Origin of the sequence: Escherichia sp. HH41S, assembly GCF_009820115.1 — a bacterium.
GTDB lineage: Bacteria > Pseudomonadota > Gammaproteobacteria > Enterobacterales > Enterobacteriaceae > Escherichia > Escherichia coli_F.
This window is the reverse complement of record NZ_VNXE01000004.1, coordinates 12,365-33,734: the sequence shown is the minus strand read 5'-3', so window position 1 is coordinate 33,734 and position 21,370 is coordinate 12,365. Positions and strand designations below refer to the sequence as shown.

19 protein-coding genes and 1 pseudogene are annotated in these 21,370 nt (G+C 48.6%); 16 read left to right on the top strand and 4 right to left on the bottom strand.

Features of this window, described 5'->3' with window-relative positions:
- The first annotated feature begins 234 nt into the window (after positions 1-234).
- The 6 genes from ddpX to FQZ95_RS00985 are packed head-to-tail and all read left to right on the top strand — an operon-like array spanning position 235 to position 6,199.
- Positions 235-816, top strand: coding sequence for a D-alanyl-D-alanine dipeptidase (gene ddpX / locus FQZ95_RS01010; protein ID WP_160529785.1), 582 nt, complete (start codon positions 235-237; stop codon positions 814-816).
- Between the two features lie 13 nt (positions 817-829).
- The gene (locus FQZ95_RS01005; protein ID WP_160529784.1) at positions 830-2,380 is read left to right on the top strand and encodes an ABC transporter substrate-binding protein; all 1,551 of its coding nucleotides are present in this window, start codon (positions 830-832) and stop codon (positions 2,378-2,380) included.
- A 1-nt stretch (position 2,381) separates the two neighbouring features.
- Positions 2,382-3,404, top strand: coding sequence for an ABC transporter permease subunit (locus FQZ95_RS01000; RefSeq protein WP_160529783.1), 1,023 nt, complete (start codon positions 2,382-2,384; stop codon positions 3,402-3,404).
- Complete coding sequence (ddpC, locus tag FQZ95_RS00995) at positions 3,401-4,297, top strand: D,D-dipeptide ABC transporter permease (RefSeq protein ID WP_160529782.1); 897 nt, start codon at positions 3,401-3,403, stop codon at positions 4,295-4,297. Before FQZ95_RS01000 ends, ddpC begins: the two co-directional genes overlap by 4 nt.
- A complete protein-coding gene (locus tag FQZ95_RS00990; RefSeq protein WP_032184224.1) occupies positions 4,294-5,280 on the top strand; it encodes an ABC transporter ATP-binding protein in 987 nt (328 codons plus the stop codon). The genes ddpC and FQZ95_RS00990 overlap by 4 nt, the downstream gene beginning before the upstream one ends.
- A complete protein-coding gene (locus FQZ95_RS00985) occupies positions 5,273-6,199 on the top strand; it encodes an oligopeptide/dipeptide ABC transporter ATP-binding protein (protein ID WP_160529781.1) in 927 nt (308 codons plus the stop codon). The genes FQZ95_RS00990 and FQZ95_RS00985 overlap by 8 nt, the downstream gene beginning before the upstream one ends.
- A gap of 55 nt (positions 6,200-6,254) precedes the next feature.
- On the opposite strand, the gene osmC is transcribed toward FQZ95_RS00985, so the two are convergent.
- Positions 6,255-6,686, bottom strand: coding sequence for a peroxiredoxin OsmC (gene osmC, locus FQZ95_RS00980; protein WP_000152305.1), 432 nt, complete (start codon positions 6,684-6,686; stop codon positions 6,255-6,257).
- A 343-nt stretch (positions 6,687-7,029) separates the two neighbouring features.
- On the opposite strand from osmC, the gene bdm reads away from it, so the two are divergent.
- The 6 genes from bdm to FQZ95_RS00950 all read left to right on the top strand — a co-directional run bounded on the left by bdm (position 7,030) and on the right by FQZ95_RS00950 (position 11,231).
- The gene (gene bdm / locus FQZ95_RS00975; protein WP_000495766.1) at positions 7,030-7,245 is read left to right on the top strand and encodes a biofilm-dependent modulation protein; all 216 of its coding nucleotides are present in this window, start codon (positions 7,030-7,032) and stop codon (positions 7,243-7,245) included.
- A gap of 101 nt (positions 7,246-7,346) precedes the next feature.
- A complete protein-coding gene (gene sra, locus FQZ95_RS00970; RefSeq protein WP_000841554.1) occupies positions 7,347-7,484 on the top strand; it encodes a stationary-phase-induced ribosome-associated protein in 138 nt (45 codons plus the stop codon).
- Positions 7,485-7,640: 156 nt separating this feature from the next.
- Complete coding sequence (gene maeA, locus FQZ95_RS00965; RefSeq protein ID WP_160529780.1) at positions 7,641-9,338, top strand: malate dehydrogenase; 1,698 nt, start codon at positions 7,641-7,643, stop codon at positions 9,336-9,338.
- Between the two features lie 134 nt (positions 9,339-9,472).
- A complete protein-coding gene (gene adhP, locus FQZ95_RS00960) occupies positions 9,473-10,483 on the top strand; it encodes an alcohol dehydrogenase AdhP (protein ID WP_000642407.1) in 1,011 nt (336 codons plus the stop codon).
- Positions 10,484-10,668: 185 nt separating this feature from the next.
- Complete coding sequence (locus FQZ95_RS00955; protein ID WP_032303016.1) at positions 10,669-10,947, top strand: type II toxin-antitoxin system RelE/ParE family toxin; 279 nt, start codon at positions 10,669-10,671, stop codon at positions 10,945-10,947.
- On the top strand, positions 10,947-11,231 hold the full coding sequence (locus tag FQZ95_RS00950) for a HigA family addiction module antitoxin (RefSeq protein WP_000781370.1): 285 nt from the start codon (positions 10,947-10,949) through the stop codon (positions 11,229-11,231). Before FQZ95_RS00955 ends, FQZ95_RS00950 begins: the two co-directional genes overlap by 1 nt.
- Before the next feature lie 228 nt (positions 11,232-11,459).
- Here the strand turns inward: FQZ95_RS00950 and fdnI are convergent, their stop codons facing one another.
- Genes fdnI through fdnG form a run of 3 tightly spaced genes read right to left on the bottom strand, consistent with a single transcriptional unit; the run spans position 11,460 to position 16,050 of the window.
- Positions 11,460-12,113, bottom strand: a complete 654-nt coding sequence (gene fdnI, locus FQZ95_RS00945; protein ID WP_160529779.1) for a formate dehydrogenase-N subunit gamma — start codon at positions 12,111-12,113, stop codon at positions 11,460-11,462.
- The gene (gene fdnH / locus FQZ95_RS00940; RefSeq protein WP_001240580.1) at positions 12,106-12,990 is read right to left on the bottom strand and encodes a formate dehydrogenase N subunit beta; all 885 of its coding nucleotides are present in this window, start codon (positions 12,988-12,990) and stop codon (positions 12,106-12,108) included. The genes fdnI and fdnH overlap by 8 nt, the downstream gene beginning before the upstream one ends.
- A gap of 12 nt (positions 12,991-13,002) precedes the next feature.
- Complete coding sequence (fdnG, locus tag FQZ95_RS00935; protein ID WP_160529778.1) at positions 13,003-16,050, bottom strand: formate dehydrogenase-N subunit alpha; 3,048 nt, start codon at positions 16,048-16,050, stop codon at positions 13,003-13,005.
- A 231-nt stretch (positions 16,051-16,281) separates the two neighbouring features.
- Between fdnG and yddG the strand changes: the two genes are divergently transcribed.
- From yddG to FQZ95_RS00915, 4 genes and pseudogenes are all read left to right on the top strand, one after another.
- Positions 16,282-17,163 (top strand): aromatic amino acid efflux DMT transporter YddG, encoded by an 882-nt coding sequence (gene yddG / locus FQZ95_RS00930; protein WP_088542334.1) that lies wholly within the window; start codon positions 16,282-16,284, stop codon positions 17,161-17,163.
- A gap of 259 nt (positions 17,164-17,422) precedes the next feature.
- Entirely contained in the window at positions 17,423-18,523 is a 1,101-nt protein-coding gene (gene ompC, locus FQZ95_RS00925; RefSeq protein ID WP_000768391.1) for a porin OmpC, read from the top strand.
- A gap of 169 nt (positions 18,524-18,692) precedes the next feature.
- Positions 18,693-19,946, top strand: a pseudogene (locus tag FQZ95_RS00920) (leucine-rich repeat domain-containing protein).
- A gap of 61 nt (positions 19,947-20,007) precedes the next feature.
- Positions 20,008-21,258 carry a leucine-rich repeat domain-containing protein gene (locus FQZ95_RS00915; protein WP_160529777.1) on the top strand — a complete coding sequence of 417 codons (1,251 nt, stop codon included), beginning with the start codon at positions 20,008-20,010 and terminating at the stop codon, positions 21,256-21,258.
- Positions 21,259-21,370 lie beyond the last annotated feature (112 nt).

Genomic DNA, 21,370 nt, shown 5'->3' with positions numbered 1-21,370 from the left:
CGGGTTTTCATTTAACGTGACACTGTCACTTAAATACTGTGATTTCAGCTACGATTCCGGGAGATTCCTTCCTTAACTTCCCCTCTTGCACCAAAACTGCACTACGCTGCACAAATGTTGATCAAAAGTTAAAAAATATAACTTTAAGCCAGCATTCTGGCGCTTATCCCGGCATGGCATGAGATCTGCATAAGCGGAAAGCGCAGCAATTTTTGTCTTATACAGGAACCGTTTATGTCGGATACCACCGAACTGGTTGATTTAGCCGTGATCTTCCCTGATCTGGAGATCGAATTGAAATACGCCTGCGCTGATAACATCACAGGTAAAGCTATTTATCAGCAAGCGCGTTGTCTGTTACACAAGGATGCGATTACCGCGCTGGCGAAAAGTATCAGTATCGCCCAGCTGTCAGGCTTACAACTGGTGATTTACGATGCGTATCGCCCACAACAAGCACAGGCGATGTTGTGGCAAACCTGCCCAGACCCGCAATATGTTGTTGATGTGACGGTCGGTTCTAATCACAGCCGTGTCACGGCGATCGACCTGACGCTTCGTGATGAGCACGGGAACATCCTCGATATGGGCGCAGAGTTCGATGAAATGCACGAACGTTCCCATGCTTACCATCCTTCCGTCCCGCCCGCCGCTCAGCGCAATCGCCTGTTGCTGAATGCGATTATGACTGGCGGTGGCTTTGTCGGTATCCCGAGCGAATGGTGGCACTTCGAATTACCCCAGGCAGCAAGTTACCCACTACTCGCTGATCAATTCACCTGTTTTATATCCCCTGGCACACAGCACGCCAGTTAATCAGGAAACTGTCATGAAGAGATCGATTTCGTTTCGTCCTACATTGCTCGCGATCGTCCTTGCCACAACAATGCCGGTTGCGCACGCCGCCGTACCGAAAGATATGCTGGTGATCGGTAAAGCTGCCGACCCACAAACCCTCGACCCGGCGGTGACAATTGATAATAACGACTGGACAGTGACCTACCCGTCTTATCAGCGACTGGTTCAGCACAAAACGGACGGTGATAAAGGCTCAACCGACGTTGAAGGCGATCTGGCGAGTAGCTGGAAAGCGTCTGACGATCAAAAAGAGTGGACGTTCACCCTGAAGGACAATGCTAAATTTGCCGATGGCACACCCGTCACTGCCGAAGCAGTAAAACTCTCTTTTGAGCGGTTACTAAAAATCGGTCAGGGGCCAGCAGAAGCATTTCCCAAAGATTTAAAGATTGATGCTCCCGACGAACATACGGTGAGGTTTACCCTTAGCCAGCCATTCGCACCGTTCCTCTACACGCTGGCGAATGACGGTGCATCCATTATCAATCCGGCGGTCTTAAAAGAACATGCGGCCGATGATGCCCGTGGTTTCCTCGCGCAAAATACCGCTGGCTCCGGACCGTTTATGCTGAAAAGCTGGCAAAAAGGTCAGCAATTAGTTCTGGTGCCAAATCCGCATTACCCCGGCAATAACCCGAACTTCAAACGGGTATCGGTAAAAATTATCGGTGAAAGTGCCTCCCGTCGCCTGCAGCTCTCCCGTGGCGACATTGACATTGCCGATGCGCTGCCGGTGGATCAACTCAACGCCCTGAAGCAGGAAAACAAAGTCAACGTGGCAGAGTATCCGTCACTGCGCGTCACCTATCTGTATCTCAATAACAGCAAAGCGCCACTTAATCAGGCGGATCTGCGTCGGGCCATTTCCTGGTCTACCGATTATCAGGGTATGGTTAACGGCATTCTGAGTGGTAACGGAAAACAAATGCGCGGCCCGATTCCGGAAGGCATGTGGGGATACGATGCGACGGCAATGCAATACAACCATGACGAAACGAAAGCCAAAGCCGAATGGGATAAAGTGACGAGCAAACCCACCAGCCTGACGTTTCTCTACTCCGATAACGACCCAAACTGGGAGCCTATTGCTCTGGCAACACAATCCAGCCTCAACAAGCTGGGCATCAATGTGAAGCTGGAAAAGCTGGCGAACGCCACCATGCGCGACAGAGTGGGTAAAGGTGATTACGACATCGCGATTGGCAACTGGAGTCCGGATTTTGCCGACCCGTATATGTTTATGAATTACTGGTTTGAGTCCGACAAAAAAGGTCTGCCGGGTAACCGCTCGTTCTATGAAAACAGTGAGGTCGATAAGTTACTGCGCAATGCGCTAGCGACCACCGACCAGACGCAGCGTACCCGGGACTACCAGCAGGCACAGAAAATCGTCATTGATGACGCTGCTTATGTGTACCTGTTCCAGAAAAACTACCAACTGGCGATGAACAAAGAGGTGAAAGGCTTTGTGTTCAATCCCATGCTGGAACAGGTCTTCAATATCAATACCATGAGTAAATAACGTGACCTTCTGGAGTATTTTACGCCAACGCTGCTGGGGGCTGGTGCTCGTGGTGGCGGGCGTCTGCGTGATTACGTTTATTATCTCGCACCTGATCCCCGGCGATCCGGCGCGGTTACTGGCGGGTGACCGCGCCAGCGATGCTATCGTGGATAATATTCGCCAGCAACTGGGACTGGACCAGCCACTGTACGTACAGTTTTACCGCTACGTCAGCGACCTGTTTCAGGGTGACCTGGGAACATCCATTCGTACCGGGCGTCCGGTGCTGGAAGAGTTGCGCATATTTTTCCCGGCGACGCTGGAACTGGCATTTTGCGCCCTGCTGCTGGCACTCCTGGTTGGTATCCCGCTGGGCATACTCTCTGCAGTCTGGCGAAATCGCTGGCTGGATCATCTGGTGCGAATAATGGCCATTACCGGAATCTCCACACCTGCGTTCTGGCTTGGGCTGGGCGTCATTGTGCTGTTTTATGGTCATCTGCAAATTCTTCCCGGCGGCGGAAGGCTTGATGACTGGCTGGATCCACCAACGCACGTTACCGGCTTTTATCTGCTCGATGCGCTGCTTGAAGGCAACGGTGAAGTCTTCTTCAATGCGCTGCAACATCTCATCTTACCGGCATTAACGCTGGCGTTCGTTCACCTGGGGATTGTCGCTCGCCAGATCCGCTCAGCTATGCTGGAACAATTGAGTGAAGACTACATTCGTACCGCCCGGGCCAGCGGCTTGCCCGGCTGGTATATCGTTTTATGTTATGCGCTACCCAATGCGTTGATCCCCTCGATTACCGTATTGGGGCTGGCGCTGGGCGATTTGTTGTATGGCGCAGTGCTCACCGAAACCGTTTTTGCCTGGCCCGGAATGGGTGCATGGGTAGTAACATCAATACAGGCGCTCGACTTCCCGACAGTGATGGGCTTTGCCGTCGTGGTTTCATTTGCTTATGTGCTGGTCAACCTGGTGGTGGATTTGCTCTATTTGTGGATTGATCCGCGTATTGGACGTGGAGGTGATGAATGATGCTAAGCGAGGAAACGTCCGTCGTACGCCCACCAAAACAAACGCGATTTAACGGTGCAAAACTGGTATGGATGCTGAAAGGCAGTCCGCTCACCGTGACCGGCGCAGTCATCATTGTATTAATGCTATTGATGATGATTTTTTCACCGTGGCTGGCGACGCATGATCCCAACGCCATTGATTTAACTGCCCGCCTTTTGCCGCCTTCTGCGGCGCACTGGTTTGGCACCGATGAAGTGGGACGCGATCTGTTTAGCCGCGTACTGGTCGGCAGTCAGCAATCAATTCTCGCCGGATTAGTGGTGGTCGCCATTGCGGGTATGATGGGTTCACTACTCGGGTGTCTGTCCGGTGTGCTTGGCGGACGCGCAGACGCGATCATCATGCGCATCATGGACATTATGCTGTCGATTCCTTCGCTGGTGCTGACAATGGCGCTGGCTGCCGCACTTGGACCGAGTTTGTTTAACGCCATGCTGGCGATTGCTATCGTGCGAATCCCGTTTTATGTGCGCCTGGCGCGGGGGCAAACATTAGTTGTCCGCCAGTACACTTTCGTTCAGGCGGCGAAAACCTTTGGTGCGTCACGCTGGCATCTGATCAACTGGCATATTTTACGTAACTCCCTGCCGCCGCTGATTGTGCAGGCATCGCTGGATATTGGTAGCGCGATTTTAATGGCCGCCACGTTGGGATTTATTGGCCTGGGTGCTCAACAACCGAGTGCTGAATGGGGGGCGATGGTGGCGAATGGTCGCAACTATGTGCTCGATCAATGGTGGTATTGCGCATTTTCGGGGGCAGCGATTTTGCTTACCGCCGTCGGGTTCAATCTCTTTGGTGATGGTATTCGCGATCTGCTTGACCCGAAAGCAGGAGGAAAGCAGTCATGACCCAACCCGTTCTGGACATTCAACAGCTGCATTTGAGTTTCTCCGGTTTTAACGGCGACGTTCACGCGCTCAACAATGTGTCATTGAAAATCAACCGCGGTGAAATTGTCGGTCTGGTGGGAGAATCCGGCTCGGGTAAATCAGTCACTGCAATGTTGATTATGCGTCTGTTACCGACGGGCAGTTATTGCGTACATCGGGGACATATTTCACTGCTGGGAGAAGATGCTCTTAACGCTCGGGAAAAACAGCTTCGTCAGTGGCGCGGCGCACGAGTAGCGATGATCTTTCAGGAACCGATGACCGCCCTAAATCCGACACGTCGAATAGGTCTTCAGATGATGGACGTGATCCGCCATCATCAACCAATAAGTCGTCGGGAAGCCAGAGCTAAAGCGATTGCCCTGCTGGAAGAGATGCAAATCCCGGATGCCGTGGAAGTTATGTCGCGCTATCCGTTTGAGCTTTCAGGTGGTATGCGCCAGCGGGTAATGATTGCGCTGGCATTCTCCTGCGAGCCGCAATTGATTATTGCCGACGAACCGACTACGGCGCTGGACGTCACGGTACAGTTGCAGGTACTGCGTCTGCTTAAACATAAAGCCCGCGCCAGTGGAACTGCGGTACTGTTCATCAGCCATGATATGGCCGTGGTGTCGCAACTGTGCGATAGCGTTTACGTGATGTATGCCGGAAGCGTGATCGAGAGCGGTATGACGGCAGACGTTATCCATCATCCGCGGCATCCGTATACCATTGGTTTGCTGCAATGCGCACCGGAACATGGAATACCACGCCAGCCATTACCCGCCATTCCAGGGACGGTACCAAACCTCACCCATTTGCCTGACGGCTGCGCTTTTCGCGATCGTTGCTATGCGGCAGGTACACAGTGTGAAAACGTCCCGGCGCTGACAGCGTGTGGTGACAACAACCACCGCTGCGCCTGTTGGTATCCTCAGCAGGAGGTCATTAGTGTCTGACACGTTATTAACGTTACGCGACGTCCATATCAATTTCCCGGCCCGAAAAAACTGGCTTGGTAAAACTACGGAACATGTTCATGCCATCAATGGTATTGATTTACAGATCCGTCGTGGTGAAACCTTAGGGATCGTCGGTGAGTCAGGCTGCGGCAAAAGCACCCTCGCACAGCTTTTAATGGGTATGCTGCAACCGAGCCACGGGCAGTACATCCGTTCAGGATCACAACGCATTATGCAGATGGTGTTTCAGGACCCGCTCTCTTCGCTTAATCCGCGCTTACCGGTGTGGCGCATCATCACGGAACCGCTCTGGATTGCTAAGCGTAGTAGTGAACAACAGCGGCGAGCGTTGGCAGAGGAGCTGGCTGTGCAGGTGGGTATTCGTCCGGAGTATCTCGACCGCTTGCCTCATGCGTTCTCAGGCGGGCAGCGGCAACGTATCGCCATTGCCAGAGCACTCTCTTCGCAGCCTGACGTGATTGTGCTTGATGAACCCACCTCGGCGCTGGATATCTCCGTGCAGGCGCAGATCCTCAATTTACTGGTAACGCTACAGGAAAATCGCGAGCTGTCTTATGTGCTGATTTCACACAATGTCTCGGTGATACGTCATATGAGCGATCGGGTGGCGGTGATGTATCTCGGACAGATTGTGGAACTAGGAGACGCGCAACAGGTGCTGACAGCTCCGGCACATCCATACACCCGATTATTGCTGGATTCCCTCCCCGCCATTGATAAACCGCTGGAGGAAGAATGGGCATTGCGTAAAACGGAACTACCAGGAAACCGCACGCTGCCGCCGGGCTGTTTTTTCCGCGAACGTTGCCCCCTGGCAACCAGCGGATGTGAAGTCCGGCAATCATTAACAATAAGGGAGGACGGACGTGAGATCCGGTGCTGGCGGGCGCTGTAGAGACGCTAACAACGCATCAGGCAATCACGCGCCTGACGCGTCATCCGGCAACGCTTTACGATTTCAACTGGTAATCAAGCGTAATTTCCGCTTTCAGTACCTGAGAAACCGGGCATCCTGCTTTTGCTTTCTGGATAATGCCGTCAAAAGTAGAGGCATCAATACCCGGCACCGCAACTTCGCTCTTCAGTGCGATTTTCGTAATTGCAAAACCGGCATCCACTTTATCCAGCGACACATCGGCGGTGGTATCAATCGATGTTGGCGTGAATCCTGCTTCCCCCAGCATTAATGAAAGCGCCATTGAGAAACATGCTGCATGCGCCGCGCCAATCAGTTCTTCAGGGTTAGTTCCTTTTTCGCCTTCAAAACGCGTGTTAAACCCATACGGCTGTTGGTTCAGCACGCCGCTCTCGGTGGATACGGTTCCCTTCCCGCGTTTGATATCGCCTTCCCAGTGTGCCTGACCTTTCTTATGGATTGTCATTGTTGCTCTCCTGTGGGCTTAAAAAGGAAATTATAGACTACGTGAGAAACAGCACGAGGATAAGCAGGATATTCCGAATAAAATCCGGCGAAAATATTACTTCTGCACTTAAATTAAATTCCCATAATAGATAACTGGGAATATATATCTCAAGAGATATTGCATCAATATCAATCAACTCACACCAATAATATTCCCATTAATATCATGGAGTTAAAATATAAGAATCATCAACCAGGACTAATCTTAACAACGAAGCGGCAAATATTTGCCATGCTGAATGTGCTTTATAAATCTGCGATCCGTAGCAGACACCATAAATACACAGACACGGAGAATCACTATGTTTACTTATTATCAGGCAGAAAATTCAACAGCAGAACCCGCTCTGGTTAATGCCATTGAGCAAGGCCTTCGGGCAGAACACGGTGTTGTCACTGAAGATGACATTCTCATGGAGCTGACCAAATGGGTGGAAGCTTCTGATAACGACATCCTCAGTGATATCTACCAACAAACGATCAATTATGTGGTCAGTGGCCAGCACCCTACGCTTTAAGGTGCTATGCTTGATCGGCAACCTAATTTAGGGGTTTAGCACGTGTTTCTTCGCTACGGCGATGTTGTCCTTAAAACTAGCAACAGGATTGAGGAGTTAAAATGAAATCGAACCGTCAGGCACGTCATATTCTTGGACTGGACCATAAAATTTCTAACCAGCGCAAAATAGTTACCGAAGGTGACAAATCCAGCGTGGTAAATAACCCAACCGGCAGAAAACGCCCCGCTGAAAAGTAATTCATAACCATCAGTCCTCAATGACGATTAAACACCATTGCCTGCGCAATGGTGTTTTTGTTTTTATCTGCTTTATACTTGGGGTCGACGCCCTGGCGGTAAAGCAAAGACGATAAAAGCACCCCAGGGATGGATATTCAAAAAAGAGTGAGTGACATGGAACCAAAAACAAAAAAACAGCGTTCGCTTTATATTCCTTACGCTGGCCCTGTACTGCTGGAATTTCCGTTGTTGAATAAAGGCAGTGCCTTCAGCATGGAAGAACGCCGTAACTTCAACCTGCTGGGGTTACTGCCGGAAGTGGTCGAAACCATCGAAGAACAAGCGGAACGAGCATGGATCCAGTATCAGGGATTCAAAACCGAAATCGACAAACACATCTACCTGCGTAACATCCAGGACACCAACGAAACCCTCTTCTACCGTCTGGTAAACAATCATCTTGATGAGATGATGCCCGTTATTTACACCCCAACCGTCGGCGCAGCCTGTGAGCGTTTTTCTGAGATCTACCGCCGTTCACGCGGCGTGTTTATCTCTTACCAGAACCGCCACAATATGGACGATATTCTGCAAAACGTGCCGAACCATAATATTAAAGTGATTGTGGTGACTGACGGCGAACGTATTCTGGGGCTTGGTGACCAGGGCATCGGCGGGATGGGCATTCCGATCGGTAAACTGTCGCTCTATACCGCTTGTGGCGGCATCAGCCCGGCGTATACCCTTCCGGTGGTGCTGGATGTCGGGACGAATAACCAACAGCTGCTTAACGATCCGCTGTATATGGGCTGGCGTAATCCGCGTATCACTGACGACGAATACTATGAATTCGTTGATGAATTTATCCAGGCTGTGAAACAACGCTGGCCGGACGTGCTGTTGCAGTTTGAAGACTTCGCACAAAAAAATGCGATGCCGTTACTTAACCGCTATCGCAATGAAATTTGTTCTTTTAACGATGACATTCAGGGCACCGCGGCGGTAACGGTAGGCACGCTGATCGCAGCCAGCCGTGCGGCGGGCGGTCAGTTAAGCGAGAAAAAAATCGTCTTCCTTGGCGCAGGTTCAGCGGGATGCGGCATTGCCGAAATGATCATTGCCCAGACTCAGCGTGAAGGATTAAGCGAGGAAACGGCGCGGCAGAAAGTCTTTATGGTCGATCGCTTTGGCCTGCTGACCGACAAGATGCCGAACCTGCTGCCTTTCCAGACCAAACTGGTGCAGAAGCGCGAAAATCTCAGTGACTGGGATACTGACAGCGATGTGCTGTCACTGCTGGATGTGGTGCGCAATGTAAAACCAGATATTCTGATTGGCGTCTCAGGACAGACCGGGCTGTTTACGGAAGAGATCATCCGTGAGATGCATAAATACTGTCCGCGTCCGATCGTGATGCCGCTGTCTAACCCGACTTCACGTGTGGAAGCCACACCGCAGGACATTATCGCCTGGACCGAAGGTAACGCGCTGGTCGCCACCGGCAGTCCGTTTAATCCGGTGGTATGGAAAGATAAAATCTACCCTATCGCGCAATGCAACAACGCTTTTATCTTCCCGGGCATTGGGCTGGGCGTTATTGCTTCCGGCGCGTCACGTATCACCGATGAGATGCTGATGTCGGCAAGCGAAACGCTTGCTCAGTATTCGCCGCTGGTACTGAACGGCGAAGGTCTGGTACTGCCGGAACTGAAAGATATTCAGAAAGTGTCCCGCGCAATTGCGTTTGCGGTTGGCAAAATGGCGCAGCAGCAAGGCGTGGCGGTGAAAACGTCTGCCGAAGCTCTGCAACAGGCCATTGATGATAACTTCTGGCAAGCCGAATACCGCGACTACCGCCGTACATCCATCTAAGCCTGCGCCCGGTAGTGACTGCTACCGGGCAATTTTCCTCTTCCTTTTTCAGATCTCATCCATACTGGGTAGTGGCGAATAAATCTCATTTGCCTCACCTGCTATGCAGAACATCATCCGAAAAGGAGGAAACTATGAAGGCTGCAGTTGTTACGAAGGATCATCATGTAGACGTTACGGATAAAACACTGCGCTCACTGAAACATGGCGAAGCCCTGCTGAAAATGGAGTGTTGTGGCGTATGTCATACCGATCTTCATGTTAAGAATGGCGATTTTGGTGATAAAACCGGCGTGATTCTGGGCCATGAAGGCATCGGTGTGGTGGCAGAAGTTGGCCCCGGCGTTACCTCATTAAAACCAGGCGATCGCGCCAGCGTGGCATGGTTTTACGAAGGATGCGGTCATTGCGAATACTGTAACAGTGGTAACGAAACGCTCTGCCGTTCTGTTAAAAACGCCGGATACAGCGTTGATGGCGGCATGGCTGAAGAATGCATCGTGGTCGCCGATTACGCGGTTAAAGTGCCGGATGGCCTGGACTCCGCGGCGGCCAGCAGCATTACCTGCGCGGGTGTCACCACCTACAAAGCAGTAAAACTGTCAAAAATTCGTCCAGGACAGTGGATTGCTATCTACGGTCTTGGCGGTCTGGGCAACCTCGCCCTGCAATACGCGAAAAATGTCTTTAATGCCAAAGTGATCGCCATTGATGTCAATGATGAGCAGTTAAAACTGGCGACCGAAATGGGTGCTGATTTAGCGATAAACTCACGCACCGAAGACGCCGCCAAAATTGTGCAGGAGAAAACCGGTGGCGCTCACGCAGCGGTGGTGACAGCGGTAGCTAAAGCTGCGTTTAACTCAGCGGTCGATGCCGTTCGTGCAGGCGGTCGTGTTGTGGCTGTCGGTCTGCCGCCGGAGTCTATGAGCCTGGACATCCCACGGCTGGTGCTGGATGGTATTGAAGTGGTCGGTTCGCTGGTCGGCACGCGCCAGGATCTAACCGAAGCCTTCCAGTTTGCCGCCGAAGGTAAAGTGGTGCCAAAAGTTGCCCTGCGTCCGTTAGCGGACATCAACACCATCTTTACTGAGATGGAAGAAGGCAAAATCCGTGGCCGTATGGTGATTGATTTCCGTCGCTAAGAGGCCTTTGCTGCGACTGCCATGTTTGAGTCGCAGCCTGTTTTGCGAGACGCTTTCCGCAATTTCACTCTTCTTCTTTTCCTCCCCCATCTTTCCTCTCACAATTCACGAAAACGTAGCGAAATTTGTTGCGCTGCACGGAACAACAGTGATAGTGTTCCTTTCGAAGGAACAAGGATGAAGAGATGATAATGAATTTCAGACACAAGGGATTGCGTGACTTGTTTCTTCTCGGCAAAACCTCCGGCGTTATACCGACGCAAATCAAACGATTACGCCACCGACTCGCTGTGATTGATGCAGCAAGCTGTCTTGCTGATCTCGATATGCCCGGTTACCGACTACACCCGTTAAGCGGCGATCGTGATGGAATTTGGGCGATATCTGTCTCGGGCAACTGGCGAATCACATTTGAATTCGTCAATGGCGATGCATACATACTGGATTACGAGGACTATCACTGATGAAAATGGCCAATCATCCCCGCCCGGGGGACATTATTCAGGAATCACTGGACGAACTTAATGTCAGCCTGCGCGAGTTTGCCAGAGCAATGGAAATTGCGCCCTCAACGGCAAGCCGATTGCTGACCGGAAAAGCCGCGTTGACGCCAGAAATGGCGATTAAACTTTCCGTGGTGATCGGCAGTTCGCCGCAAATGTGGCTGAATCTACAAAACGCCTGGAGTCTGGCAGAGGCAGAAAAAACGGTAGATGTGTCGCGACTACGCCGTCTGGTTACGCAATAAAAAAATGGCACCTTATAAAGCGCCATTTGAAACTGATGGCAAACGCAACATTGCCTGATGCGCTACGCTTATCTGACCTACACGTTCACTGCAATCTATTGGATTTGAACGGTTTGTAGGCCGGATAAGGCGTTCACGCCGCATCCGGCATGAATAAAGCCTACGTTGTCTACAATATGAAAATGGCGCCTTTTACAGCGCCATTTTCAGCTTAAAGTTCAAAAGAGATTATATCCCTTCTTCACTCTCTTTTTTCGCTTCTGCCTTTTCGATTTCACGATACCAGCGTGGATGGTGTTTCTTCGCCCAACGACGGCTCACCTTCCCTTCGATCATCCCTTTAATCGACCCTTTCACCCAGAATGCCATATACATATGGATCAGGATGGCGTGGATCAGGATGATACCCGCAGCCGCGTGAATCAACAGGCTATAACGGACAACCTGCATCGGGAAGAACTGCGCAAAGTACGGACGCCAGATAATCACCCCGGTTACCAGCAGCACGAAAATCATGCTCATGATCGACCAGAACATCATCTTTTGCCCGGCGTTGTACTTACCAACATCCGCCACTTTGTGTTCGTTGCCTTTTAATACTTCGACAATGTTCAACAGCCACGGAATATCTTTCTTATCCGGGATGTTGTGATGCACAAAACGCACAAACATAAACATCAGCGCGACGAAAATCGCAATGCCGAAGAACGGGTGCAAAATGCGTCCCATCTGCGGCGTACCGAAGGTTTGTGTCAGCCATTGCAGCGTCGGGAAGAAGAACGAAATCCCGGACAGCGCTACCAGGAAGAAGCAAATCACCACGGTCCAGTGACAGGCGCGATCAATAAACTTGGTGCGCACAATCATTTTCGACTTACTCATGATGATCCTCCTCGTCATCGTCCACTTCCTTATTCGGGCCAATACCGATGTAGTGGAAAATTAACCCGGCAAAAGTGGCGATAAAGCCAGCCGCTGCCAGCGGTTTCAACGCGCCTTTCCACAGATTTACCGATGTATCGATCTTCGGATCTTTCGGCAGACCGTGATACAGCTCCGGCTGATCGGCGTGATGCAGCACGTACATGACGTGCGTACCACCGACCCCTTCCGGATTGTAGACACCAGCATGTTCGTAACCACGCGCTTTCAGTTTCGCCACGCGCTGTTCCGCCAGCTCCAGCATCTCCTTCTTGGTGCCGAAGTGGATAGCCCCGGTCGGACAAGTTTTCACACAAGCCGGTTCCTGACCAACGCTGACGCGATCGACGCAGAGTGTGCATTTATATACCCGGTTATCCTCTTTGTTGAGGCGTGGAATATTAAACGGACACCCGGCAATGCAGTAACCACAGCCGATGCAGTTTTCCGACTGGAAATCGACAATCCCGTTAGCGTACTGAATGATCGCACCAGCAGACGGGCACGCCTTCAGGCAGCCCGGATCTTCACAGTGCATACAACCGTCTTTACGGATCAGCCACTCCAGCTTGCCGTTCTGTTCGGTTTCGCTAAAGCGCATCACCGTCCAGGACTTGGCGCTCAGATCGGCGGGGTTATCATAAACCCCGACGCAGTGCCCCACTTCATCACGGATATCGTTCCACTCCGAACACGCCACCTGACAGGCTTTACAGCCGATACAGGTGGAAACGTCGATAAGTTTCGCGACTTCTGCTTTGTAATCACGCACCTGAGAAGGCGGCGTGATGGAGTTAGTTGCGGACCTTTTGATAATGTCCTGCGTTTCCATAGCCATCTGTTCGCCCCCTTACGCCTTCTCGATGTTGACTAAGAACGCTTTATATTCCGGCGTTTGCGAGTTTGCATCACCGACATTCGGCGTCAGAGTGTTAGCGATATAACCTTTACGCGCGACACCCTCAAAGCCCCAGTGGATTGGAATACCCACCGTTTCAACCTGCTGACCGTTTACATTCAGTGGTTTCAGACGGCGCGTTACCACAGCCACCGCGCGGATAAAGCCACGCTTGCTGGAGACAGTGACACGATCGCCATTGGCAATGCCTTTCGCCGCCGCCAGCGTTTCGCTGATTTCCACAAACTGTTCCGGCTGAGCAATTGCGTTGAGCAACGCGTGCTTGGTCCAGGTGTGGAAGTGCTCGGTCAGACGGTAGGTCGTACCCACATACGGGAACTGCTCTTTTTTACCCATCCGCAGCGCGTCTTGTTCATACAGACGAACCACCGGGTTAGACACCACGTTCGGATGCAGCGGGTTAGTGCCCAGCGGCGTTTCAATTGGCTCGTAGTGTTCCGGGAACGGACCTTCCGCCATTTTGTTGATGGCAAACAGGCGTCCCATCCCTTCCGGCTGCATGATAAACGGCCCGGTTGGCGTACCCGGTGCGGCATTGCCGAAGTCCGGAATATCGTTACCCGTCCACTTGCTGCCGTTCCACTGGATCAGCATCCGTTTCGGATCCCAAGGTTTACCGTTGATATCCGCCGAAGCACGGTTGTACAGCACGCGACGGTTGAGCGGCCACGCCCAGGCCCATCCCAGCGTATTCCCCAGACCGGACGGGTCGGAGTTATCGCGGTTGGCCATCTGGTTGCCCTGCTCTGTCCAGCTACCGGTGTAGATCCAGCAAGAAGATGCGGTTGTACCGTCATCACGCAGATGCGCAAAGCTACTCAGCAACTGCCCTTTCTTCGCAATCAGTACGCCATTAGCGTCATAGAGATCTTCCAGCGCATAGCCGTTATTCTCTTTCGCCACTTCGTCAGACTGCGGTTCGTGCGGCTGCTTGTAGTTCCAGCTCATCTTCATCAGCGGTTCTACGCCTTTACCACCTTCGGCCTGGTACAGCTCGCGCAGATGATGGTAGATACCCGCCAAAATTTCGCCGTCGTTACGCGCTTCGCCCGGCGCGTCCTGACCTTTCCAGTGCCACTGCAACCAGCGACCGGAGTTAGCGATAGAACCATCTTCTTCGGCAAAGCAGGTCGAAGGCAGACGGAATACTTCAGTCTGAATAGACGCCGGATCGACATCGTTCGACTCGCCGTGGTTCTGCCAGAAGGTGGAGGTTTCAGTCACCAGCGGATCGATAACCACCATGTACTTCAGCTTGCTCAGGCAGCTCACCACTTTGTTTTTGTCCGGGAAGGACGCAACCGGGTTAAAGCCCTGGCAGAAATAACCGGTGACTTTACCTTCATCCATCATGTTGAAATACTTGATGACGTCGTAGGTCTGGTCCCACTTGGGCAGCCAGTCGTAGCCCCAGTTGTTCTCTTTCTGCGCAGCATCGCCGTAGAAAGATTTCATCAGGCTAACGAAGAACTTCGGATAGTTGCTCCAGTAGTTCACCTGATCAGCCAGCGTCGCTTTCGGCGTGTTCGCTTCCAGATACGACTGCAAATCAACCTGTTTTTCTGACGGCAGCGTCAGATAACCCGGCAGGCTGGTAGAGAGCAGACCTAAGTCAGTCAGGCCCTGAATGTTGGAGTGACCACGCAATGCGTTCACGCCGCCACCGGCCATACCCATGTTACCGAGCAGCAACTGGATCATCGCCATAGTACGGATGTTCTGCGCACCCACGGTGTGTTGGGTCCAGCCCAGTGCGTACAGGAAGGTGGTTGTGCGATCCGGCGCGCTGGTGGAGGCCAGCACTTCACACACTTTCAGGAAGTCAGCTTTTGGCGTACCGCAGATGTTTTCTACTACGTCCGGCGTGTAACGGGAAACGTGCGCTTTCAGCAAGTTCCACACACAGCGCGGATGAGTCAGTGTTTCATCGCGTTTCGCATAGCCGTTTTCATCGAACTGATAGTTCCAGGACGACTTATCGTACTCACGTTTTTCAGCGTCGTAACCGCTGAACAGACCGTCTTCGAACGCAAAATCATCACGCACCAGCAGGCTGGCGTTGGTGTAATGCTTAACGTATTCGGCGTTGATCTTGTTGTTTTCGATCAGGTAGCGCAAAACGCCAGACAGGAACGTAATGTCCGTACCGGAACGAATAGGTGCGTAGATATCCGCCACAGAAGCGGTACGCGTAAAACGGGGATCGACAACGATCAAGGTTGCATCGTTGTTGTTTTTCGCTTCCATCGCCCAGCGAAAACCGACGGGATGCGCTTCAGCAGCGTTACCGCCCATCACCATTACGACGTTAGCGTTTTTGATATCCACCCAGTGGTTGGTCATCGCACCGCGACCAAATGTTGGAGCAAGACTTGCTACCGTTGGTCCGTGTCAGACGCGCGCCTGGTTGTCTACCGCCAGCATCCCGAGGGAGCGGGCAAATTTCTGTGTCAGCATCCCGGTTTCGTTGCTGGCACCGGAAGCACACAGCATACCGGTAGAAAGCCAACGGTTTACCGTTACGCCCTGCTCATTCTTTTCAATAAAGTTAGCGTCACGGTCTGCTTTCATCAGCTTCGCAATGCGGGAGAATGCTTCTTCCCAGCTAATGCGCTGCCATTTGTCAGAACCTGGCGCACGATATTCCGGGTAGCGCAGACGGTTTTCGCTGTTGACGTAATCCAGCAATCCGGCCCCTTTCGGGCACAGCGCACCACGGCTTACCGGATGATCCGGGTCACCTTCAATGTGATAAATCGCTTCTCTGGCGTTTTTCGCGCCATCACCCAGGCTATACATCAATAGCCCGCAACCTACGGAACAGTATGTACAAGTGTTACGGATCTCTTTCGCGCGTAATAATTTGTAGTTTCGCGCCTGAGCCAGTGCTTGCTTCGGGGCAAAACCCAATGCCGCGACTGTTGTTCCCGCCATACCGCCCGCGCAGATTTTAAAAAATTGTCTGCGACTGACGTCCATTGCTTTCCTCTTTTTTCAGGGGTATTACTGCGCGAGGAAACTAACAGTAAAATTCTGAATCTTTTTGCGCGAAATCAAAAAGAACAGCTGTTTGCCACAAAATAATCCGCCTGCGCAAATTGACCTACCTCAATAGCGGTAGAAAAACGCACCACTGCCTGACAGGCCAGTTAAAAAAATGCTATAAAATTCAGCTTAATTTTTAACGGCAAGAGAGACAAAACAGCGAGCATGACACGACAAAAAGCAACGCTCATAGGGCTAATAGCGATCGTCCTGTGGAGCACAATGGTAGGATTGATTCGCGGTGTCAGTGAGGGGCTCGGCCCGGTCGGCGGCGCAGCTGCTATCTATTCATTAAGCGGGCTGCTGTTAATCTTCACGGTTGGATTTCCGCGAATTCGGCAGATCCCGAAAGGCTATTTGCTCGCCGGGAGTCTGTTATTCGTCAGCTATGAAATCTGTCTGGCGCTTTCCTTAGGGTATGCGGCGAGCCGTCATCAGGCGATTGAAGTAGGTATGGTGAACTATCTATGGCCCAGTCTGACAATTCTCTTTGCCATTCTGTTTAATGGTCAGAAAACCAACTGGCTGATTGTACCTGGATTATTATTAGCCCTGGTCGGTGTCTGTTGGGTGTTAGGCGGTGACAATGGGTTACACTATGATGAAATCATCAATAATATTACCACCAGTCCATTAAGTTATTTCCTGGCGTTCATTGGCGCTTTTATCTGGGCAGCTTATTGTACAGTAACGAATAAATACGCACGCGGATTTAATGGAATAACCGTTTTTGTCCTGCTGACAGGAGCAAGTTTGTGGGTTTACTATTTTCTCACGCCACAACCAGAAATGGTATTTAGCACACCTGCCATGATTAAACTTATCTCTGCGGCATTTACCTTAGGATTTGCTTACGCTGCGTGGAACGTTGGCATTTTACATGGCAACGTCACCATTATGGCAGTAGGTTCGTATTTTACGCCCGTACTTTCGTCGGCGCTTGCTGCGGTACTGCTTAGTGCTCCGCTATCGTTCTCATTCTGGCAAGGCGCACTGATGGTCTGCGGCGGTTCCCTGCTCTGCTGGCTGGCGACACGTCGTGGATAAAATTATTGCCGGGTCAAAGCACCCGGCAGATAACCCGCTAAATTACGAAAATAATAAAAAATAAATTTCAAATACCAGTAATTCACCTTATATCTCATTTCGACTTCGATCACATATCGATAAATAATATTATTTCATCTAGTATTCTCATTGTTTTTAATCACCATTCTATTTTAAAAACAGTATGTCATTTGTAAATGACGCTGTTTAAAATTCGTTTAGAAAATAGGTTTAACGATAATTAAAAGGATACTGTTAAATGAAATTAAAAATAGTTGCGGTGGTTGTAACTGGTTTGTTAGCTGCGAACGTAGCACATGCTGCCGAAGTATATAACAAGGATGGTAATAAACTCGACCTTTATGGCAAGGTTACTGCTCTACGTTATTTTACTGATGATAAGCGTGACGATGGTGATAAAACTTATGCCCGTCTCGGTTTTAAAGGAGAAACGCAAATCAATGATCAAATGATTGGTTTTGGTCACTGGGAATATGATTTTAAAGGCTATAACGATGAAGCCAACGGCTCGCGCGGCAACAAAACCCGCCTTGCCTATGCAGGTTTAAAAATTAGTGAATTTGGCTCTCTGGACTATGGTCGTAACTACGGTGTCGGTTATGACATTGGTTCATGGACCGATATGTTGCCAGAATTTGGTGGCGATACCTGGAGCCAGAAAGATGTCTTCATGACATATCGTACCACTGGTGTGGCAACCTATCGCAACTACGATTTCTTTGGCTTAATTGAAGGGCTGAATTTTGCTGCACAATATCAAGGCAAAAATGAACGCACTGACAACGCTCATCTTTATGGTGCTGACTATACGCGTGCCAATGGTGACGGTTTCGGTATCTCCTCAACTTATGTTTATGATGGCTTTGGGATCGGTGCTGTGTATACCAAATCTGATCGGACAAATGCGCAGGAAAGAGCAGCGGCTAATCCTCTCAATGCCTCCGGTAAGAATGCAGAACTGTGGGCAACAGGTATAAAATATGATGCCAACAACATTTACTTTGCAGCTAATTACGCTGAAACATTAAACATGACCACCTATGGTGATGGTTATATCTCTAACAAAGCACAAAGTTTCGAAGTGGTGGCCCAATATCAATTCGACTTCGGCTTGCGCCCATCACTCGCTTACCTGAAATCAAAAGGCAGAGATCTGGGGCGTTACGGCGATCAGGACATGATTGAGTATATCGACGTTGGTGCAACGTATTTCTTCAACAAAAATATGTCGACCTATGTTGATTATAAAATCAACCTGATCGATGAAAGCGACTTTACCCGTGCCGTAGATATTCGCACCGATAACATCGTCGCAACGGGCATTACCTATCAGTTCTAACATCCTCTCCTGACCAGCCCTTCTCTGGGCTGGTTTTTGATTTAAGTGCTGCTGTATGACTCCTTAAGTAAAAATGAGCAATTTTTGATATTTCTGGTCATTCACCTCAATTAATATTCTTCCATACCCTCCGGGGACATCTTAGTATAATATTTATTGATGAGTGATTATGACCAATATTAATACAGCTTGTGTAAAAAATAATGCCAGTTATCAAGTGAATAACGCATTACCTAACAGAGAAACCATCGCCAGCAATTTTTTTGAACAACTGGCACAATGGGGTGAGAAATCGCTTAATAATGGCGTAGAAAAAAGAACTATTCTAGAGCGAATTAATGAAGCTTACAACTCAAACATGGAATCTCTTAATTTGTCATATCTTGATTTGAGTGAGTTACCGCCTATCCCCCCTACAGTTAAAACATTGAATTTGGAGGGGAATTGTCTAACTTTCCTTGACTTTACCGACAATGCTAGTCTTATCAATATCAACCTCACCTTGAATAATATTGAAACGATAACCTTTCCAAATGAATCAAAACTGGAAAATATTTATATCGATTGCAACAAGCTGGAAAGTTTAGATTTAAAAAATCAGCATTCATTGGTTAATCTGGAAGCGCAAAATAATAATCTAAAAGAAATTAATATTTCTGACAGTTATAAACTGAAAGTTCTTAACCTTGATAATAACCAGCTAACATCGCTGGATGTTTCTCAACAAGAATCTCTGATTGAGTTAAGTGCTTGTCACAATATGATCAATGATCTTAAATTACACTATCACCCCATGGTGAAAAAAATCGCTTTAAACGACAACCATATTGCAAATTTAAACGCTAAAAGCACTGCGATACTTGAATATTTAGACTTAAGTAACAACAATTTATTGCCAACAGATAACATTAATGAGTTAATATCATCAAAACATCTTTGGTATTTATCAGTTAACGGTATTAACAATGATCCTATTGCACAAATGCAGTACTGGAATGCAATAATGGATTTAGTTGATCATATTAATGAAGTGACCATTAAGATATCTTATGATCTGGCAATTAAAAATATCGATACCAGTAATAAGCATCTTGTAGAAGTAAGCAAAAATACTGAAGGTGATAATAAAGAAAACAATGATTCAATGTCGATTCGTTAGCGTTCAAAACCTTATTTCAGCAATTTAACTTTAACAGAACAAGAAACAACACTTTCTGAAGAAGAATTAAAAGCTATTCTGCCTATGTATCGCGCGTGTCGGTTTGATAACGACACTCCCCTATCCTCATCCTCATCCTCAGAACTCAAGGACGCAACAGGCACCCCTATCTGTTATTACATTTATGATGAGAATAAAACTTCCTTAGGTTATGGACCAACATTTCGTAATTGGTTAAGCCAATCCTTTACCACAGAGTTATAAAAAACATCCTGATTAATCAAGGATAATAAATCAAAAAATATATTATTGCCATGGAGTAGTTATGAAGTTTCCTTTAATCTTTTTTAAAACAAAGCAGTCCCTACAGCGACTCCCCGAACAGAATTTATATAGCTGGATGCATGAATTGAATAAATGGAAAGAAAAATGCATAGTCACAGGTGAACTTCATCGTCAAGAATGCCGAAAAGAAGCGGCAGAAAGGATAAACCGTGCTTTTTTGTCGAAGCAGAATGACATTGATTTATCTGGACTTAATTTAACTACTCAACCACCAGGGCTGCAAAACTTCACCTCTATCAATCTTGATGAGAACCAACTCAAACATTTTGATGCAACCAACTACGATAAACTCATCAACCTTAGTCTGAATAGTAATGCTCTTGAGTCTATAAATTTTCCTCAAGGCAGAAATGTAAGCATTAAACATATATCTGTGAATAATAATGCTCTCAGAAATATTGATATAGATGGGCTTTCATCAGTTACTTATTTTAGTGCGGCACATAATCAACTAGAGTTTGTGCAATTAGAATGTTGCGAAAGGCTGCAGTACCTGAATCTCAGCCACAATCAATTAACTGATATTGCTGCAGGAAATAAAGATGAACTCTTACTTCTGGATCTATCCCATAATAAACTAACAAGTTTACATAATGCCTTATTTCCCAACTTGAATATGTTACTTATCAACAACAACTTGCTTTCTGAAATTAAAATATTCTTTAGCAACTTCTGCAATGTACAGACATTAAACGCTGCGAACAATCAGTTGAAAAAAATAAACCTTCATTTCCTGACTTATCTTTCATCTATCAAAAGTTTAAGGCTGGACAATAATAAAATAACCCGCATTGACACTAAGAATACATCCGATATTGGAACTTTATTCCCCATAATAAAACAGAGCAAAAACTTAAATTTTTTAAATGTTTCTGGGAAGAACAATTGCCCTACTATGCAGCTCATGTTATTTAATTTGTTTTCCCCAGCACTTAAGCTTAATACTGGCCTGGCAATTCTTTCGCCTGGTGCATTTGAAGTTCACTCTGACGGAGTAGATGTGGATAACGAATTGTTTCACTATACTTTTAAAGAAGCATACACCCCATATAATATACACACTTATAAAACAGAAGAAGTTGTAAATCAGATGAATATAAAAATTAAAAATATGACCTTAGATGAAATAAACAATACTTACTGTAATAACGATTATTACAATGAGGCGATAAGAGAGGAACCGATAGACTTTCTGGACAGATCGTTTTCCTCCAGCTCATGGCCTTTTTAGTGAATAAATCATCACTAATTCTATAAGTGTCTGGTCTTATTAAGAATATAGTTAATATGCAACCCTTTAGATTCACGATCTGAAGGGTTGAAACATGGCATACGTTCAAAGA

Bases quoted from the DNA above. Each gene is read 5' to 3' on its own strand.
- FQZ95_RS00915 (WP_160529777.1), top strand. From the start codon at position 20,008: ATGAAGTTTCCTTTAATCTTTTTTAAAACAAAGCAGTCCCTACAGCGA.
- bdm (WP_000495766.1), top strand. From the start codon at position 7,030: ATGTTTACTTATTATCAGGCAGAAAATTCAACAGCAGAACCCGCTCTG.
- ompC (WP_000768391.1), top strand. From the start codon at position 17,423: ATGAAATTAAAAATAGTTGCGGTGGTTGTAACTGGTTTGTTAGCTGCG.
- fdnI (WP_160529779.1), bottom strand. From the start codon at position 12,113: ATGAGTAAGTCGAAAATGATTGTGCGCACCAAGTTTATTGATCGCGCC.
- adhP (WP_000642407.1), top strand. From the start codon at position 9,473: ATGAAGGCTGCAGTTGTTACGAAGGATCATCATGTAGACGTTACGGAT.
- maeA (WP_160529780.1), top strand. From the start codon at position 7,641: ATGGAACCAAAAACAAAAAAACAGCGTTCGCTTTATATTCCTTACGCT.
- ddpX (WP_160529785.1), top strand. From the start codon at position 235: ATGTCGGATACCACCGAACTGGTTGATTTAGCCGTGATCTTCCCTGAT.
- sra (WP_000841554.1), top strand. From the start codon at position 7,347: ATGAAATCGAACCGTCAGGCACGTCATATTCTTGGACTGGACCATAAA.
- FQZ95_RS01005 (WP_160529784.1), top strand. From the start codon at position 830: ATGAAGAGATCGATTTCGTTTCGTCCTACATTGCTCGCGATCGTCCTT.
- FQZ95_RS00990 (WP_032184224.1), top strand. From the start codon at position 4,294: ATGACCCAACCCGTTCTGGACATTCAACAGCTGCATTTGAGTTTCTCC.
- ddpC (WP_160529782.1), top strand. From the start codon at position 3,401: ATGATGCTAAGCGAGGAAACGTCCGTCGTACGCCCACCAAAACAAACG.
- osmC (WP_000152305.1), bottom strand. From the start codon at position 6,686: ATGACAATCCATAAGAAAGGTCAGGCACACTGGGAAGGCGATATCAAA.
- fdnH (WP_001240580.1), bottom strand. From the start codon at position 12,990: ATGGCTATGGAAACGCAGGACATTATCAAAAGGTCCGCAACTAACTCC.
- FQZ95_RS00950 (WP_000781370.1), top strand. From the start codon at position 10,947: ATGAAAATGGCCAATCATCCCCGCCCGGGGGACATTATTCAGGAATCA.
- yddG (WP_088542334.1), top strand. From the start codon at position 16,282: ATGACACGACAAAAAGCAACGCTCATAGGGCTAATAGCGATCGTCCTG.
- FQZ95_RS00955 (WP_032303016.1), top strand. From the start codon at position 10,669: ATGATAATGAATTTCAGACACAAGGGATTGCGTGACTTGTTTCTTCTC.